The 16,563-nt window shown below is 37.7% G+C and carries 11 protein-coding genes; 3 read left to right on the forward strand and 8 right to left on the reverse strand.

The features are described 5' to 3' along the window. Window positions 1–26: 26 nt before the first annotated feature. The 3 genes from ACFSQP_RS02690 to ACFSQP_RS02700 all read right to left on the reverse strand — a co-directional run bounded on the left by ACFSQP_RS02690 (window position 27) and on the right by ACFSQP_RS02700 (window position 5,715). Window positions 27–3,221: an efflux RND transporter permease subunit gene (locus tag ACFSQP_RS02690; RefSeq protein WP_376891578.1), complete on the reverse strand. Its 3,195-nt coding sequence runs from the start codon at window positions 3,219–3,221 to the stop codon at window positions 27–29. Window positions 3,222–3,228: 7 nt separating this feature from the next. Beyond that, a complete protein-coding gene (locus ACFSQP_RS02695) occupies window positions 3,229–4,308 on the reverse strand; it encodes an efflux RND transporter periplasmic adaptor subunit (protein ID WP_376891579.1) in 1,080 nt (359 codons plus the stop codon). A 102-nt stretch (window positions 4,309–4,410) separates the two neighbouring features. After that, on the reverse strand, window positions 4,411–5,715 hold the full coding sequence (locus tag ACFSQP_RS02700; RefSeq protein ID WP_376891580.1) for a TolC family protein: 1,305 nt from the start codon (window positions 5,713–5,715) through the stop codon (window positions 4,411–4,413). 362 nt (window positions 5,716–6,077) lie between these two features. Here ACFSQP_RS02700 and ACFSQP_RS02705 point away from each other — a divergent pair, with 362 nt between their 5' ends. Continuing rightward, window positions 6,078–6,866: an alpha/beta fold hydrolase gene (locus ACFSQP_RS02705; protein WP_376891581.1), complete on the forward strand. Its 789-nt coding sequence runs from the start codon at window positions 6,078–6,080 to the stop codon at window positions 6,864–6,866. Between the two features lie 33 nt (window positions 6,867–6,899). On the opposite strand, the gene ccsA is transcribed toward ACFSQP_RS02705, so the two are convergent. The 3 genes from ccsA to nrfH form a co-directional block, all read right to left on the reverse strand. Then, window positions 6,900–10,043, reverse strand: coding sequence for a cytochrome c biogenesis protein (gene ccsA / locus ACFSQP_RS02710; RefSeq protein WP_376891582.1), 3,144 nt, complete (start codon window positions 10,041–10,043; stop codon window positions 6,900–6,902). Window positions 10,044–10,113: 70 nt separating this feature from the next. Beyond that, window positions 10,114–11,610 (reverse strand): ammonia-forming cytochrome c nitrite reductase, encoded by a 1,497-nt coding sequence (gene nrfA, locus ACFSQP_RS02715; protein WP_376891583.1) that lies wholly within the window; start codon window positions 11,608–11,610, stop codon window positions 10,114–10,116. Between the two features lie 12 nt (window positions 11,611–11,622). Continuing rightward, entirely contained in the window at window positions 11,623–12,222 is a 600-nt protein-coding gene (gene nrfH, locus ACFSQP_RS02720; RefSeq protein WP_376891585.1) for a cytochrome c nitrite reductase small subunit, read from the reverse strand. A gap of 461 nt (window positions 12,223–12,683) precedes the next feature. Between nrfH and ACFSQP_RS02725 the strand changes: the two genes are divergently transcribed. Together ACFSQP_RS02725 and pncA are read left to right on the forward strand one after the other, a co-directional pair. Continuing rightward, entirely contained in the window at window positions 12,684–14,078 is a 1,395-nt protein-coding gene (locus ACFSQP_RS02725; RefSeq protein ID WP_376891586.1) for a nicotinate phosphoribosyltransferase, read from the forward strand. Between the two features lie 59 nt (window positions 14,079–14,137). After that, window positions 14,138–14,743, forward strand: a complete 606-nt coding sequence (gene pncA / locus ACFSQP_RS02730; RefSeq protein ID WP_376891588.1) for a bifunctional nicotinamidase/pyrazinamidase — start codon at window positions 14,138–14,140, stop codon at window positions 14,741–14,743. Window positions 14,744–14,848: 105 nt separating this feature from the next. On the opposite strand, the gene ACFSQP_RS02735 is transcribed toward pncA, so the two are convergent. Both ACFSQP_RS02735 and ACFSQP_RS02740 read right to left on the reverse strand, forming a co-directional pair. Then, a complete protein-coding gene (locus ACFSQP_RS02735; RefSeq protein WP_376891589.1) occupies window positions 14,849–14,986 on the reverse strand; it encodes a hypothetical protein in 138 nt (45 codons plus the stop codon). Between the two features lie 27 nt (window positions 14,987–15,013). Next, on the reverse strand, window positions 15,014–16,471 hold the full coding sequence (locus ACFSQP_RS02740) for an NAD(P)/FAD-dependent oxidoreductase (RefSeq protein WP_376891590.1): 1,458 nt from the start codon (window positions 16,469–16,471) through the stop codon (window positions 15,014–15,016). Between the last annotated feature and the right edge of the window lie 92 nt (window positions 16,472–16,563).

The following is a 16,563-nucleotide window of genomic DNA, read 5'->3' on the forward strand; positions in this document are numbered from 1 at the left end:
TGCAATGTTACTTAAGTCTGTAAGTTTTATTTAAAATTCTTTTTCTCAATCATGTAATATACTAATGGCACTACCAACAAAGTAAGTACAGTAGATACAATGGTACCACCCATAAGCGAAATGGCTAAACCTTGAAAAATTGGATCGAAAAGAATAACAAATGCCCCAATTACCACTGTTCCTGCAGTTAGTAAAATAGGCGTTGTTCTTACCGCTCCCGCCTCAATAGCTGCCTGTTTAAGAGGTATCCCTTCCGCAGTTCTTAAGTTTATAAAATCTATTAACAAAACCGAGTTCCTAACCATAATTCCAGCCAAGGCAATCATACCAATAAAAGAAGTGGCGGTAAAAAAGGCGCCCATTAACCAATGCCCTAGTATAATACCAATTAACGATAATGGTACAGCTACCATCATTACTACAGGCGCTTTAAAGTTTTGGAACCAACCAACAATAAGGATATAAATTAAAATTAATGCGCCTAAAAAGGCAATGCCTAAATCTCTAAATACCTCTAAAGTAATTTGCCACTCACCATCCCATTTTACGGTATAATTGTCTTCGAAGTCTGGCTGACCTAAATACAATTCGTTTAGTTGGTAACCTTCTGGTAATGGGATGGTTTTAAGTTTATCTTCCATACCCAATATGGCGTATGCCGGACTTTCTAATTCGCCAGCCATATCGGCTAGTACATACACCACACGCTTTTGGTTTTTTCTGTAAATACTTTTGGCGCTAGTAGTTTGGTTTACTTGCACCAAGTCCGCAATAGGAATCATGGCGCCATTTTTGGCCTTAACTTTTAGCTGCGAAATATCTGAAATGGATGATTTTTCCTTTTCGTCTAAACTTAAAACTATGCCCACTTGATTGTTGGCATCTTCATCATAAAGCGTTGTTACGGCTCTGTTGGATAAGGCCATATTCATGGTATATGCTATTTGTTGTGGCGCTATACCGTAAAGCATGGCTTTTTCTTTGTTTATCTCGAAGTCGTATTCGGTTTGGTCCGCTTCTACCATCCAGTCCACATCCACCACATCGGTTGTGTTATTTAAAATGTGTTGAATATTATTGGCAATTTTTATTTGCTCGTTGTAATCTGGTCCATATACTTCGGCTACAATAGTAGATAAAACAGGCGGTCCTGGTGGTACTTCAACCAATTTTACATTGGCATTAAATTTAGATGCTATTTTTTGAATGTCTGGTCGTAGCAATTTAGCAATGTCATGACTTTGGGCAGACCGTTCTCCTTTATCAATTAAATTAACCTGAATATCGGCCATATTACTACCTCCTCGTAAGTCGTAGTGGCGCACCAAGCCATTAAAGGTAATAGGGGCAGAGGTACCCACATAATTCTGATAATTTACAACCTCCGGTCTGGTAGCTAAATATTGTGCAATTTCTTGGGTTACAACTGCGGTACGCTCCAAAGTGGTGCCTTCGGGCATATCGATAACCACTTGGAATTCATTTTTATTATCGAAGGGTAGCATTTTTACGGCAACCGAATTGGTTAAAAACAGCATCATGGTACCTATAAGCACAGCAAAGGTGCCAAATAAGAATAACCAGCGCTTGGTTTTGTTCTCCATTAGGGGCCGTTCTACTTTGTTGTATACTTTGTAAATTAAAGTATCTTCTAAAGCTTTTTGTGGTTTTTCGGTTTGTGCTTTTTTATCTTTTTCACGCAAGAAAATATAACCTAAATAAGGTGTTATGGTTAGAGCCACAAAAAGCGACAAAATCATAGCTATAGAGGCGCCAATTGGCATAGGAGCCATATAAGGACCCATTAAACCCGATACAAAAGCCATTGGTAACACAGAGGCTATTACCGTAAAGGTTGCTAATATGGTAGGGTTTCCAACCTCGTTAATTGCATATAAAGCGGCCTGTTTAAAGGGGAGGCGTTTCATTTTAAAATGCCTGTGCATGTTTTCTGCAATAATAATAGAATCGTCTACCACAATTCCAGTTACAAACACCAAAGCAAATAAGGTAATTCGGTTTAATGTATAATCTAGCATGTAATAGCTTAATAAGGTTAAAGCGAATGTAATGGGTACCGATAAGAATACCACCAAACCACCACGCCAGCCCATAGCTAACATAACCACAAAGGTAACGGCAATAATAGAACCTATTAGGTGCAATAAAAGTTCAGATACCTTTTGCGATGCGGTTTCGCCATAGTTACGAGTAATTTCTACATGTACATCGTCCGGAATTAAGCTGCTGCGCAAATGGTCTACCTTATCTATAATCACTTCGGCAATTTTCATGGCATCAGCACCTTTTCGTTTCGCAACAGAAATGGTTACTGCTGGGTATTCTGAATTAAAATTAGCTGCTTTTTCGCTGCCTTTTCCAAAACCCAAACTTACATAGTTTTGAGGTACCTCAGGTCCGTCTATTATGGCGGCTATTTGCTTTAAATAAATAGGTTGATTTTTATGAACGCCAACCACTAAATTTTCAACATCGGTAACGCTTTCTAAAAACTTGCCTGTATTAATTAAAAATTCGGTGTCGTTTTTATTAAAACTTCCAGCACTTAACTGGCTGTTGTTGGCTTGTATCATCTCGGAAACCGCAAGGAAATCGAGTCCGCTGGCTGCTAATTTGTCTTTATCTAAAACGACGCGCAACTGCCGTTCCCGGCCACCAATTTTGTGGGTAATAGCTACGTCGTTAACTTTTTTAATTTCCGCTTCCAGCTCCTGGGCCATTTGCCCTAATTGAAAGTCGCTGTAGTTTTCGCTCCACAGCGTTAACCCTAACATAGGAACATCGTCTATAGCACGTGTTTTAACTAAAGGGAAGGTAACACCCGAAGGCATTTCATCCATGTGCTTATTAATTTCGTTGTATAATTTTACAAACGACCGTTCTATATCTTCTCCAACATAAAATTGCACGATAACCATACCTTGCTCTTTCATGGATGTAGAATATACGTATTCTACACCTTTAATATTGGAAATTAATTGCTCTAAAGGTTTAATTACGCGCGACTCTACTTCGGTAGGACTCGCCCCCGGATAGCCCACAAATATATCGGCCATAGGCACATCAATTTGAGGTTCTTCTTCACGTGGAATTAAAAATGAGCTATATACGCCAACCACCATAAACACAATCATTAACAAAATTGTTAATTTTGATTGCATAAAGACTTTGGCTACTTTTCCTGCAATACCTTCTTTCATGTTCTAATTATTTAATTGTGATGTTTGCACCGTTAAAAAGTTTTCCTTCCGATGCAATTATTATGGTTTCCTCTGCGCTTAAGCCCGATAAAACTTCTACTTGATTTCCAAAGGTTCGGCCCAAGCGTAACCAGCGTAATAGGGCATTGTTACTTTGACTAACGGTGTACACACCGGATAATTGACCCTGTGTAACCAGCGCGCTTGTAGGAATTAAAATTAGTTGTGATTCCGATTGTTTTTCTACTGGAAATTGCACCGTAACAAACATGCCAGATAAAATAGGTGTTTGCGTTTGTGGTAACGTTATTTTTACGAGGTACTGCCCACCAGTGTTTTTGGCAGATGTGCTTATTTCGCTTACTGTTCCTGTAAGCGTAGCGTTAATAGAGGATACTAAAACTGTTACTTGGGTATTATTTTTTATTTGCGAAATTTCAGTTTCTGGAACCATAGCCATCACTTCAAAACGTCCGGGAGCCTCCAAGCTTATTAGCGGCTTTCCAGGGTTTGCCATTTGGCCTTCCTCTACATTTTTGCCGGTAATAATCCCGTTAAATGGTGCAGCAATATTGCTATAAGCAAATTGCGCTGCTACCTCATTTTTCATTTGTTTAGCTGCTTCCAATCGGGCTTTTGCCATTTCGTAATTGGCTGTTATATCGTCCATTTCTTTTTGAGAAGCGCTGTTTTGCGCTACTAATTTTTGAAAACGGTTATAATCTTTTTCAGCATTATTAAAGGCTGCAGTGGCTTCTGTTATACTGGCATTTACTTGGGCCTTTTTAGCTAATAAATCGGTGTTATTTATGCTTAATAACAGTTGTCCCTTTGTTACCGTATCGCCTACGTTAACGGCTACATTTTCCACATAGCCCATAATACGCGTACTTAAATCGGCACTGTTTTGAGCTTGAATGGTACCACTAACCGATAAAAAAGGGGTGTTGGTATTTTCGGCAACTTGCTTCACGGTTACGGCAACGGGCGGAGTAGTGCTAGTAGCCACTTGTTTATTGTCGTTAGCACAGCTAGCAAGAAATAAAGAAGCTATAAAAAGCGTTAAAATGGAACTATGTTTTTTCATGATTGTTAAGTTTATTTGTCATTAAACAGTTTTTAACTTGGAAACTGTTGTCATTTTTTAGTGTTTAAGAGTCTGTTTTAAAATAGGTGTTAATTGACGCATTTAGCGCGTTAAAAATTGTAAATAGGCTTGGGCATAATTATATTCAAAAACGGTTTGGTAGTATTCTAGTTGTTTTTGTGAATATTGTGTTTCAGCCATTAATAGGTCTGATGTTTTTTCCAAACCTTCTTTAAATCGGTTGGTTCTTATGCGCAAGGATTCTTCGGACTGTTTTAAGGCTAAAGCTGTTAATGCTAACTTATTTTCAGCATCCATAAGGGCGCGTTTGGCCTTTTGTAACTCTAAATTGCTTTGTGCTACGTATTGCTTGTATTCTAATTGCGATTTTTGCAATTCGGCTTTACTTTTTTGAGCTTTGCCAAAGCGTTTTGATCCTTGAAATACATCCCAACTTAATTGAGCACCAAAAAGATAACCGTTGGCACCTCCTTGAAAAATAGTATCGTCGTACAATTCGTAGCTTCCAAAAGCATTTAATCTAGGCAGAAAAGCCATTTTATCGGCTTTATTTAAGGCCTCGTAGGCGTCGGTAGCCAATGCCATCGCTTTTATATCCGAACGATTTTCAGAAATAGTTTCTATTTCCGTTATGGGCGTGGTTATTTGCAGACTATCTGTAGGCGTGTATACCACATAACCTTCGTCTGCCATTAAAAAGGATAAATAGTTAGAGGCATTTTTTACATTGCTCTTGGCTGTTTGTAATTGATTTAAAACCTCGGTAACACGAACTTCTACGTTTAATACATCTGCGCGTTGCAAATAGCCTTGCTTAAAACTGTTTTCTGCAAGTGTTTTATTGGCGTTTGCAGCTTTTAAGGCTTGCTCTAAAACGGCAACACCTTTATAAGCTAGCTGCAACTGCATATAAGCTTTATTTACTTCCAAGGTTAAAAAGTCGGCTGTGCGCGCTGTTTGTAATGCCATTGCATCCATTTTAGATTTGGCGGCTTTACGCTGGTAAATGCCATCTACATTAATAATAGGCTGCTGTATTTCAAACTTTGTTGCATAATTCTCTATTTGAGAGGGGTTATTAAGCAGGGCTGGATTAAAATCGTTTTGAGTTAAAATTTCCTGATTTAATTTAGAGCCAAAAGCCATTAATGGGTTGGTGGTGGCTATACCTGTATGGCTAGCGCTTATGTTAGGTAAAAAAATGGCATTAGTTTGCCTGTAATCTGCTTGGGCCGCACTAAACTCTTTTTCAGAAATTTTAATACGGGTGTTGTTTTCAGAAACTTTTTGTAATACTTCCGTTTTACTTATAGGAACCAAACTTTGGCCCTGAACCGGAGTAATGAAAATTACAGCTAGTAATGGTATTAAAAAAGATAATTTCATGGTTGTTATATTTTCTTAAGCAAAAGTAAGGTTAGTATTCCTTTAAGTCTGTAACCTTTGTTACAACCTAAATGTTGAACAATACACGCCTTATGTTATATGTAAAGTAGGGTACTTTAGGCGTTTTTAAAGCTTGGTGATGTTATGATAACAGAGCTTGGAAGCCAGTAGTTCCTGTAATTGTTATATTGTTGTAAGGGTTGTTTTTAGTAATTTTTAAGCTAGTTACAACACGTTCAAACATTATTTGAAATCTTAAAAATTAGTTTAAATTCCGAAAGAGTGCGAAGTTTCTCGTATCTTGCGTAAAATTTAAACCATGGTAAGAAGGTATTGTTTTTTAATTTTTTGTTTTTAAAAACATGTTAAGTTATTCAATTTACAAACATAAAGAAACCACAGAATGGGTTACCTTCATACATGGTGCTGGTGGCAGTAGCTCCATTTGGTTTCAGCAAATTAGAGCTTTTAAAGAGCAATTTAATGTATTGCTTATAGATTTGCGCGGTCATGGCAACAGCCAAAGTGTATTGCCACATAAAACCATTAAGCGCTACACATTTGAAGTGGTATCCAACGATATACTGGAGGTTTTAAATTACTTAAACATACAGAAATCTCATTTTATAGGAATTTCATTAGGAACCATTTTAATACGCGATTTAGCAGAACGCAACCCCGAGCGTGTAGAAAGTATGGTTATGGGTGGTGCTATTTTAAAACTGAATGCGCGTTCCAAATTTTTAATAGGGTTTGGTAACGTTTTTAAATCGGTTGTACCTTATATTTTTCTTTACAAGCTGTTTGCTTTTATTATCATGCCTAGGAAAAATCATAAAGAATCGCGCTCGTTATTTGTAAAAGAAGCCAAAAAACTTTACCAAAAAGAATTTAAACGTTGGTATAAACTTACAGCAGAGCTTACACCTCTTTTGCGTTTGTTTCGAATGAAGGATATTAACATTCCTACTTTGTACATAATGGGGGAGCAGGATCATCTTTTTTTACCTTCTATTAAAGAGGTTATTTCCAAACATGTTAGTGCCAAACTTCATGTCATACAAAACTGTGGTCACGTGGTTAACGTAGAGCAACCAACAGAATTTAATACAGAAGTATTACGGTTTTTAAAACTGCAAGCAGTTAAATAAACCATGGATATATAAAAAGCGAAACGCCTGAAATTATTTCAGGCGTTTTTTGTTTCTAAAATAGGCTATTATACTTATTAGTATTACCACGGCGGTTAATACATAAATAAATTTAGGCACCGGAACAGGGTCGCCACCCGCATAACTATGAAGTCCCGTTAAATAGTAGTTTACGCCAAAGGATGTCATAATTATTGAACCAAAAGCAAACACGCTGGTCATGTTTAGCACATACCTGCTGTTTAGGGCAGGAACCAAACGTAAGTGAAGTACAATGGCATAAATAATAATAGATATTAAAGCCCAAGTTTCTTTTGGGTCCCATGCCCAATAACGGCCCCAAGATTCGTTAGCCCAAACACCACCTAAAAAGGTACCTAGGGTTAAAACAAATAAGCCAATGGTCATGGAAATTTCATTAATATACGTAAGCTCTTTAATGCGTAAATCTATTACCCGAGCTGTTTGTTTTGTTTTAAGTATCATTAACAGCATGGCCATAAGGCCTAACACCGCCGATAGTGCTAAAGGTGCGTAACTACTAACAATGGTGGCTACATGGACTTTTAACCAAAACGACGATTTTAAAACGGGCATTAAATTGGTAATTTCTGGATTTAGCCAATCTAAATAGCTTACAAATAATAAAGAACCAGAAAATAAGGTTGCCAATGGTAAGGAAAAATCCGATTTCCGGAAGGTTAGCAAACCACACAATACCAATACCCAAGCCACAAATACCATCATTTCGTAACCGTTACTCCATGGTGGGTGTTTAGCAATGTACCAGCGTAATAAAATATTACCTGTAAATATTAAAAAGCTAATAAGGGTTATTATAATAGAAATATTCCAAAACACATTAATCAAGCGCTTCTCTACAAAAATTTTAGACAATGCCAGCACGAGCATAATTAGGCCAATAGTAAAAAACGTTTGAAATAACCAAAAGTTAAGATTCATTTGGTTGTACCAAATTTCGGCTTCAATACGCTCTTGGTTTGGAATAATATCTGCTCCTAGAGTTCGTTGATATGTGTTTATATAAGACAGTTTTTCTGTGGCGGCAGACCAATTTCTTTCGGCAACATCGTTAAAATAACCACGCGTTATATTCTGAACAAAAACACCATCCTCCGGCGGAAAATCTTTAAAATGGTGTGTGTAACTAAACCATTTATTGTTTTCGTCAAGACTGTTTGGGTAAATAGTTAGGTAGTTACCTGAAAAAATATTAAACAGAATATTAAATCGCTCGTCTACTTTTATAACCTCTTTATCAAACTCGTTTTGTTCTGCAGGCTTTTTAGCATTAGCTTCTTCGGCTAGTTTGGATAAGACATAATCGCCATCCGGATTAATTAAATGTTGAAACGCAATATAACCGTCTGAAGTAATTTTAAGCGGTTTAAAATGCGAGCCACCTTTTTTGGCATCAATTTTAATTACAGGGATATTTTGCCATATTCCTGGAGAAACTTGCATACCTAAAAATACCTGATTAGCGTCCAAATAAACCGTTTTATTGGCTGTATGGTAGGTAAATTTTGTTTTACCATAAATTTTACGAAGAAATTCGGACGCCAACGTGTTTATAGGTTTTATACGACCATCCATATCTTGTACTAAAATCCGGCCGAATAAATTACTGTGTTGTTTTTCAATTTCTTGCGAAATAACCAAGTCGGCTGTAGAAGGAACCGAATCGGTACTTATGGGGTTTTGTGCATTTAACTGTGCAGTGCTTAACAAGAAAAGAATAAGCAGGGGCGTGAGTTGCTTTACTTTTTTTAACTTTTTGGAAATAACCGTAAATCGTGTGTTTTTACCAAATAATGTAAAAAACATGCCAACCATTAACAAAAAGTAACCAATGTAAGTAACTGTGGTGCCTAATAAATCGTGGTTAATAGCTAAAACCGTTCCTTTTTCATCCGTGTCATAACTAGCCTGATAAAACCGATAGCCGCCGTAATCCAATACATTATTCATAAAAATCCGGAATGGGAAAGTGGTTTCACCATCAACAACCATAACTTCACTGGCGTAGGACGACGGACTTTCCGATCCGGGATAGCGTTCCAATTGAAAATCGTTTAGTTTTACAGCAAAAGGAATTTCAATAGGCATGGCACCATACGAAATACTAAAATGCAAATCATTTATGGTAGCTTCATGGGTGGTGGGTAAAAACCCTTTTCTATACAAAAGCATAACTTCTTCCGTTTTGCTGCCAACCGATACATTTAGCACCACAGCATCATCTTTTGCAGGGTCGTTATCTTTAAGTTTTTCCGACGTGCTTACCAATTTCATAGCGCCATGTTCGTGATAGGAAAGCGGCACAAAGGACAAATCTCCTTGTCTGTACAAGGTTTTAAGGGTCATGTTTTGTAGGCTGTCTCTGGGAATTACACCTGCCGTTTGACTCGCCATAATGAAAAAATCTAGTTTATGCGGCGAATATATTTTAAAACTTCCGTTGGTTTCGGTAATGTTTATGATACCTTTTTCGGTGGCTTCAAAACCAACTTTATGTTTATGCGGCCCAATAACTTCCACTTCCCCTTTGCTTAAAAAAAGTGTTTCTCGGCCGCTACCAGACGTTGTAACTAATTGTAATAATGGCGCGCCATTTTCAGGGTCGTCTATAATTTCTGGTAAAGCATCGGGAACAAATTCTTTTAAAGAAACCGTAATATCGGTATTGTCTAAATCTGTTTGTAATGAAAATTGGTTGTTATTCAGCGCCGAAAATTCCATTTTCTTTTGAACATGGCGTGCCACAGAGCCGTTAGAAATATGAATTTGTAGGTAATTATTATCTGAAATGATGGTATTTGCCGTTTGTCCTTCCCGAATACGCATAATGCCACCATATGAATGGTATCGGGTTATACCTGCCCCAATAATGGTAATTATAAAGGCCAAATGAAACAAAAGTACAGCCCATTTTTCCTTGCGCCAAAGGTTGTACTTAAACGTATTGGCTAAAAATGAAAACGCAAGGCCAATCATTACAAGCTCAAACCACCACGCATCGTAAATTTTAATCCAAGCCGCATCGGTGCCAAAATCGTTTTCTATAAAAGTTGCGGTAGCCATGGCTACCGCAAAAATTACTAATAATATAAGTGCTAATACAGATGATGAAAATAATCGGTATAAAAATTTCATAGGATAATAACAAGCCTCGTGGCTGTAAAGATATTAATGTTAAAACTGAATGGTTATTTTGTATGTACTGTTATTGGTTGCTTACCACATCGTTACCATCCATTTTAGCTTCTCGTGCTTTAGCTTCTTCTAGCCATTTAGGCAGCTGTTGAGATTTGAAGCGCTCTTTTTCTTCAATTAATTTTTCTACATCCAAGCCAATAAATTTCTGCGCCTTCTCTTTCGATGAAATATCGGGCATTGGTACTGGTTCGTTGTAGCCTAAATTAGCTAAAAGTCTTGCTAATTTAACACGTGCCTCTTGGGCTTCTGCCAAACCGCTACCAATTACACGGCCAATTTCAACAGGGGAGTGGAAAGAGGCACCATGTGAAGCAGCAGCATAATCCCAACGCCATTGTGCGTGCCTAATACTCATTAATACATCCTGCATTTGTTCTTCGGTAGCGCCTAGTTCCCAAGCTTTACCGGCTTCAATATGCGCTTTTACCAGTAAATCTTCTAGCTTCAATCTGTTTTCAGTAGATTTTTGTTGTCTTTCGTACACATTTGCTATTAACTTGTCGGAATCCTCCCGGTGACAAACTTGACAAGAATTAGCCACATTATTTAAAGGCGATTGTAAGTGGTGATCTGTAAATTTCTGACCGCCTTCGCTTTTATACGGCATGTGGCAATCTGCGCAGGACACACCACGATCCGCATGAACACCAGTTAAATAAGTTTCGTAGCCAGGGTGTTGCGCTTTAAGCATTGGCGCTTTACTTATGGCATGTGTCCAGTCCGAAAATTCCATGTCGTCGTAATAGGTTTCCATAGCTTCCACAGAAAAGCCATTTTTCCAAGGAAATGTTAAATATGGTGTTCCTTCGTGGCCTGGTTTGTTCTTATCAAAATAATACTCTACGTGGCATTGTGCACAAACCAAAGATCGCATTTCTTGATGTGTTGCTTTATTAATGTCTTTCCCCATACTTTGAAAAGCTTCAACTAAAGCGGGTCTGGTAATACGTAATTTCATATTATTTGGATCGTGACAATCTGCGCAACCAATTGGGTTAACCACCTCCGATACGTTTTCTGCCCAAGTACCATCATAAAATTCTGCTACACCTTTTTCATTCATTAAGCGCGGAACATCTGGACTTTTACAGGTCCAACAAGTAGCTGGCATGGGTCCGTCGTCTTTGGTTTCTGGAGCGCCTGTTCGTAAGGTATTGTGAATATCCTCTATGGCATAGTAGTGGCCACGACCTTGCGAGTAATCTTTTGAAAAACCATAGCCCGCCCAAAGCACCACTAATCGCGGATCGTCTTCTAGCATATCTATCATAGCAGAACCACCTTGATAGGATTTGAAAGTTGTATCGGCTGTTTGTAAGTACGATTGGTATTCGCGTGGATAGTTTTTACCCCACTCCGAATTTCTGGGCTCATTTTCGCCAATTTGCACGTTAGGTACATATTGGTATTTAGCCTCGTTTTTTCGGTTAATAATACTTGATGCCAATAATCCGAGTAAAAAAACGACAATTATTGTTACGGTAAAAAGAACTTTATTTTTCATAGTGGTTGCTGTTTATTGTAATTCCATTTCTTTTGCCAACCATTTCGGGATGACCATTTCTTCTTTGTCTGTTGGTAAAGGTGCTATATTGTATTGTATTGAATTCATACCATGAATACGACCGTGTGGCACCTCCTTATGGCAGGACCAGCAGGTGCGGTCTGTTCGGTTTTCTTGATGGTTTTCAAGCCAACCAGAGTATTTAACCTCGGTTACTTGCTGCACGTGGCACCGAATGCAGTTGTTTTGTACCACCTCTGCCGAAGCTTCGCGCATAAAAATAACATCTGGTTCGGCACGGGCGGTAAAAACAGACGCGTGGTATAAACCATCTTTTGCTTTAAAATAATACGAATTAAAAATATTGTCCTGCGGAACATGGCAAGCGTTACAAGATGCATATTCTCTATGCGAACTGTGCATCCAGCTGTTATAAACAGGTGTCATAACATGGCAGTTAACGCAGGCCTGCGGATTATCGGATAAATAAGAAATAACTTCAGCCTCTTTCATTAAAAAAAATCCCATACCTAAAATAACCGCGGTAGCAAAAATTGCAAATGAGCGCCAAGAGGAGCCTTTTTCTGGAAAAATTTTAAATTTAGAAGCCATAGTACCGTAAATTATAACGCAAAAATAATTAAGGAGCTACCCAATAAAAATGATATTAATCATGTTTTGAAAAACAGCCAAAAAGCCCGTACGCGCATGCCTTAAAGAATTAGTTGTTAGAAAACATTGGATGCTTAAAAACTGCTTTTTTGGGTGTTAATTAGTTGTTTTTTAGGTAAAACCCTATGTTTAAATGTACCTCAATTTAATTTGGTTTAACAAACTTTTTAAAATAAAGTCCTGTAATTTATAATTGTTCTAAATGAACTTTTTAAAAATTCAGGTTGCAACCGTGCTCAAGGGGGTGACCTAAATAAACAAAACCAAAAGTTATGTTAAGTGCGTTTTATGGCTGTTTTTTTTGGCTACTTTTATACTTTGTAAGAAGACAATAACTTAAAAACTTTGCAATACAATGGCTTTGCATGTGTTGTTAGTTTTATAACGTATACCACTTTTTTATGACTATAACAGCCGCTTACACCGATCTTTACCAACTAACTATGGCACAGGTTTATTTTAAAACAAAGCCCGATGGCCATGCGGTTTTTGATTACTACTACAGAAACAATCCGTTTAAAGGTGGTTATGGTATTTTTGCGGGTTTAGAAGATATTTTAAATATTCTAGAAAATTTACATTTTACGAGTTCGGATATAACATACTTAGAGCAACATGGTTTTGAATTGGAATTTTTAAACTATTTAAAAACCTTTCGGTTTAATGGCAATATTTACGCTTGTGCCGAGGGTGATGTGGTATTCCCTAACAGACCAATTTTACAAGTGGAAGCCAATATTATTGAGGCGCAAATTATTGAAACCTGTTTGCTAAATATTTTAAACTTTCAAACATTAATAGCAACTAAAGCGAGTAGGATTAAACATGTAGCAAAAAATAGCTTATTGTTGGATATGGGTTTTAGGCGGGCACATGCTACAGGAGCGTACTATGCAACCAGAGCCGCAGCCATTGGTGGTTTTAACAGTACAAGCAATGTAAAAGCAGCAGCCGATTATAATATTCCTTGTTCTGGTACTATGGCACATGCTTTTATTCAAAGTTACGATAACGAATTACAAGCTTTCAGAGATTTTGCACGTTGGCGTCCCAATAAATGTGTGCTACTTATAGACACATATAACACCTTAAAAAGTGGCTTACCAAACGCCATTACAGTGGCAAAAGAGATGGAAGCGCGGGGTCAGCAATTATTTGCTGTACGTTTGGATAGTGGGGATTTGGCTTATTTAGCTAAACAAACCCGTCAAATTTTAGATGCTGCTAACTTACAATATGTTCAAATAGTGGCCTCCAACCAGTTGGATGAATTTGTTATTAAAAGCATTAAAGAACAAGCGGCACCAATAGATATTTTTGGTGTTGGCACCAATCTAGTAACCGGTAAACCAGATGCTGCTTTGGATGGTGTGTATAAACTAACAGAATTCAATGGGGAGCCCCGAATTAAGCTTTCTGAAAATCAGGTAAAAGTAACGCTGCCCCATAAAAAACAAGTTTTCCGATTAGTGGATGACCAAAATATGTTTTATGGTGCTGATGCTATTACGCTGCATTCGGAAACAACTATTTCCGAAATGGTTCATCCTTTCGACCCCGCAAAACGTTTGCAAATTGGTTCCTGTAATTTGGAGCCTTTATTACAGCCCGTTATGTTAAACGGACGGAAAACAAAGCCGCCTATGTCGGTAGCAGATATTGCTAATTATTCAGCAGCACGTTTGGCTCAACTTCCCGAGGAGTTTAAGCGGTTTCAGAATCCGCATCAATATAAAATAGGCTTAAGTACCCAACTTAAAGAATCCAGAGATTATTTAATGACGAAACACAAATAATAAAGAATTCTGTTACATTTTAATAAAACGATCCAAGTCGTATTTTTTAAATAGATTTTATGAAAACACTTTTAATAATAGATGCCCAAAACGATTTTATGCCTGGTGGTGCTTTGCCAGTGCCCAATGGCGACGCTATTGTTCCTGTAATTAATGCCATTCAGCACAAATTTGATTTGGTTGTTGCTTCGCAAGATTGGCATCCTAGTAATCACGTTAGTTTTGCTTCCAATCATCCTAACAAAGCGGAGTTTGATGAAATTGAAATTTTTGGTAAACTGCAAACCTTATGGCCAGATCACTGCGTACAAAACACGCAAGGCGCGGCATTTCATAAGGATTTAAACACCAGCAGGTGGGAAGCTATTTTTAGAAAAGGAACCGATAAAACAATTGATAGTTACAGTGCATTTTACGATAACGGACAAATAAAGGCTACCGGAATAAAAGGGTATTTAAAAGAAAAAGGAACTACACAGCTTTACTTATGTGGTTTGGCAGCAGATATTTGTGTGTATTATTCTATTGTAGATGCCGTGAATGCTGGTTTTGAATGTACGTTAATACAAGATGCTTCTAAAGCTTTAGATGCTAAACACTTTTTAAACTTGGCAACAACCTTGGAAAACAAGGGAGTAGCTTTAATTACTTCAGATACTTTATAAGCATATCCCATCTTTATAAATTTGGATGAATAGGATGAAAAAAAGAAAAAGCACAACCATAGGGCGTGCTTTTTCCAATCAACCAATTAATCACTGACCATCACATCAGTTTACTTTTCGGGTTCCTCCATGGCCTCCAGCAACAATAAGCATGATTTTTATGCTTAAATAGATGTATTTAAAAAACTGGATAATAGGATTCATCATTTTAAATCTTTGATATTTTGAAATACGTTGTGTCATAACTTATAACCTGTTTTTTGTAAGTTGTTATTCTGGAATTAACCACCAAAATGGTTTCATTTTTGCCTTATATAAAAACGCATAGTGTAGCGTAAGTTTAAGCCAATGTCCTGCCAAACCAATATCTCCAAAGGTTTTATTTAATTGACGGCCTTGGGTTTTTGGATACTTGTGGTAGTCTGGTACAATAGGGAACGTGGTAATACTTACGCCGCTTCCAGAGCGTAATCCGTAGCCAGCAGAGGCAATGCAAGTTGCGCCCATATTACCCAGCGAGCCTTTGTGCTGTAAAATAGGTTTACCGTGTTTTATAGAACTAATAATATTATCGGCCACTAGTTTAGCGGTAATACCAGAGGGCATGCCCGTTCTTGGTGGGGCTGGTGTAATAGGAGTGCCATTTTTACTTGTTCTTGGTTTTGATATAGCATGTGGAGGGGCAAAAGCAATTCCTGGAGCAAAAATATTGTGGTACGACGGATTTTGGTACGTTTCTGGCCAATCGGTAACCGACCAATTTTCGTAGGGTTTTTCTGTATAATCGGCGTCTACAATCATAAATCCGTTAAAAAGCTTGTTGGTAATATCTTCATTAGCTTTGTTGTAAGCCTTAAAACCGTGACCAGAAAATGCGGGAATAAGCATAGCAAAATCGAACGACTCTGTTTTGTATGCGCCATCTAAATTTTCGTAGTAAGCCAGACCATCTTCAATTTTATACACGCCGGCCCCTGTAATCCAATTAATATTTCGGTCTTCAAAAATCATTTCAATCATTTCATGAGATTTCATTGTCATGCCTTTATAGCTTAAAAGCATGCCATCCATCCCAAAGTCGCCTAATTTATATTCGTTAGAGAGCCATGTAATCGTGGCCATGTCTCTAATCCCATATTTTTCTAATTCTTTTTCAACATTCAGAATGTATTCAAAAGCGGCACCCTGGCAGGTAGACTTTGCGTGCCCTGTACCAATAAGTATTTTAGCTTTTTTGCCTGCCTTCATTTCTTGAATTAATTGGTGTAAGCCTTGCCAAGCGTGGTCTGCATGGGTGTAGGTACATACAGAGTAGACTTTGTTTTTTCCAGGTATGAGACCACTAGTGGCTTCAAAATTTAATTTAGGGCCGGTAGCGTTAATAAGATAATCGTAAGTTACTTTTTCCTGTTGTCCTTTTTTTTGGGGTTCCACATATGCGACTAGCACATAAGGTTTTGTTTCTTGGGCGTCGCCCTCTGGATGAAAAGTTAAGGCTTTGGCCTGTTTAAAAGTAATCCCCTTTTTTTTATAAACCGGCGCCAACGGAAATAAAATTTGTTTGGAAGACATTCTGCCAATTCCCACCCAAATATTTGAGGGAATCCATTGGTAGTTACTATTTGGCGAAACCACCACAATTTCATGTTTTTTTGATAATTTTCTGCGCAGGTGCGAGGCTGCCACATGGCCAGAAATACCTGCCCCAAGAACTACTATTTTAGCCATTTTTTTTAAATTAAAAGTGTGGTTAATTGCTTAGATTAAATACCCGCGTTGCTGTAAATTTGAACTTACAAAGCAGTCTATAATGTATGCTT

It is taken from the genome of Bizionia sediminis, from assembly GCF_042684585.1.
Taxonomy (GTDB): Bacteria; Bacteroidota; Bacteroidia; order Flavobacteriales; family Flavobacteriaceae; genus Algorimicrobium; species Algorimicrobium sediminis.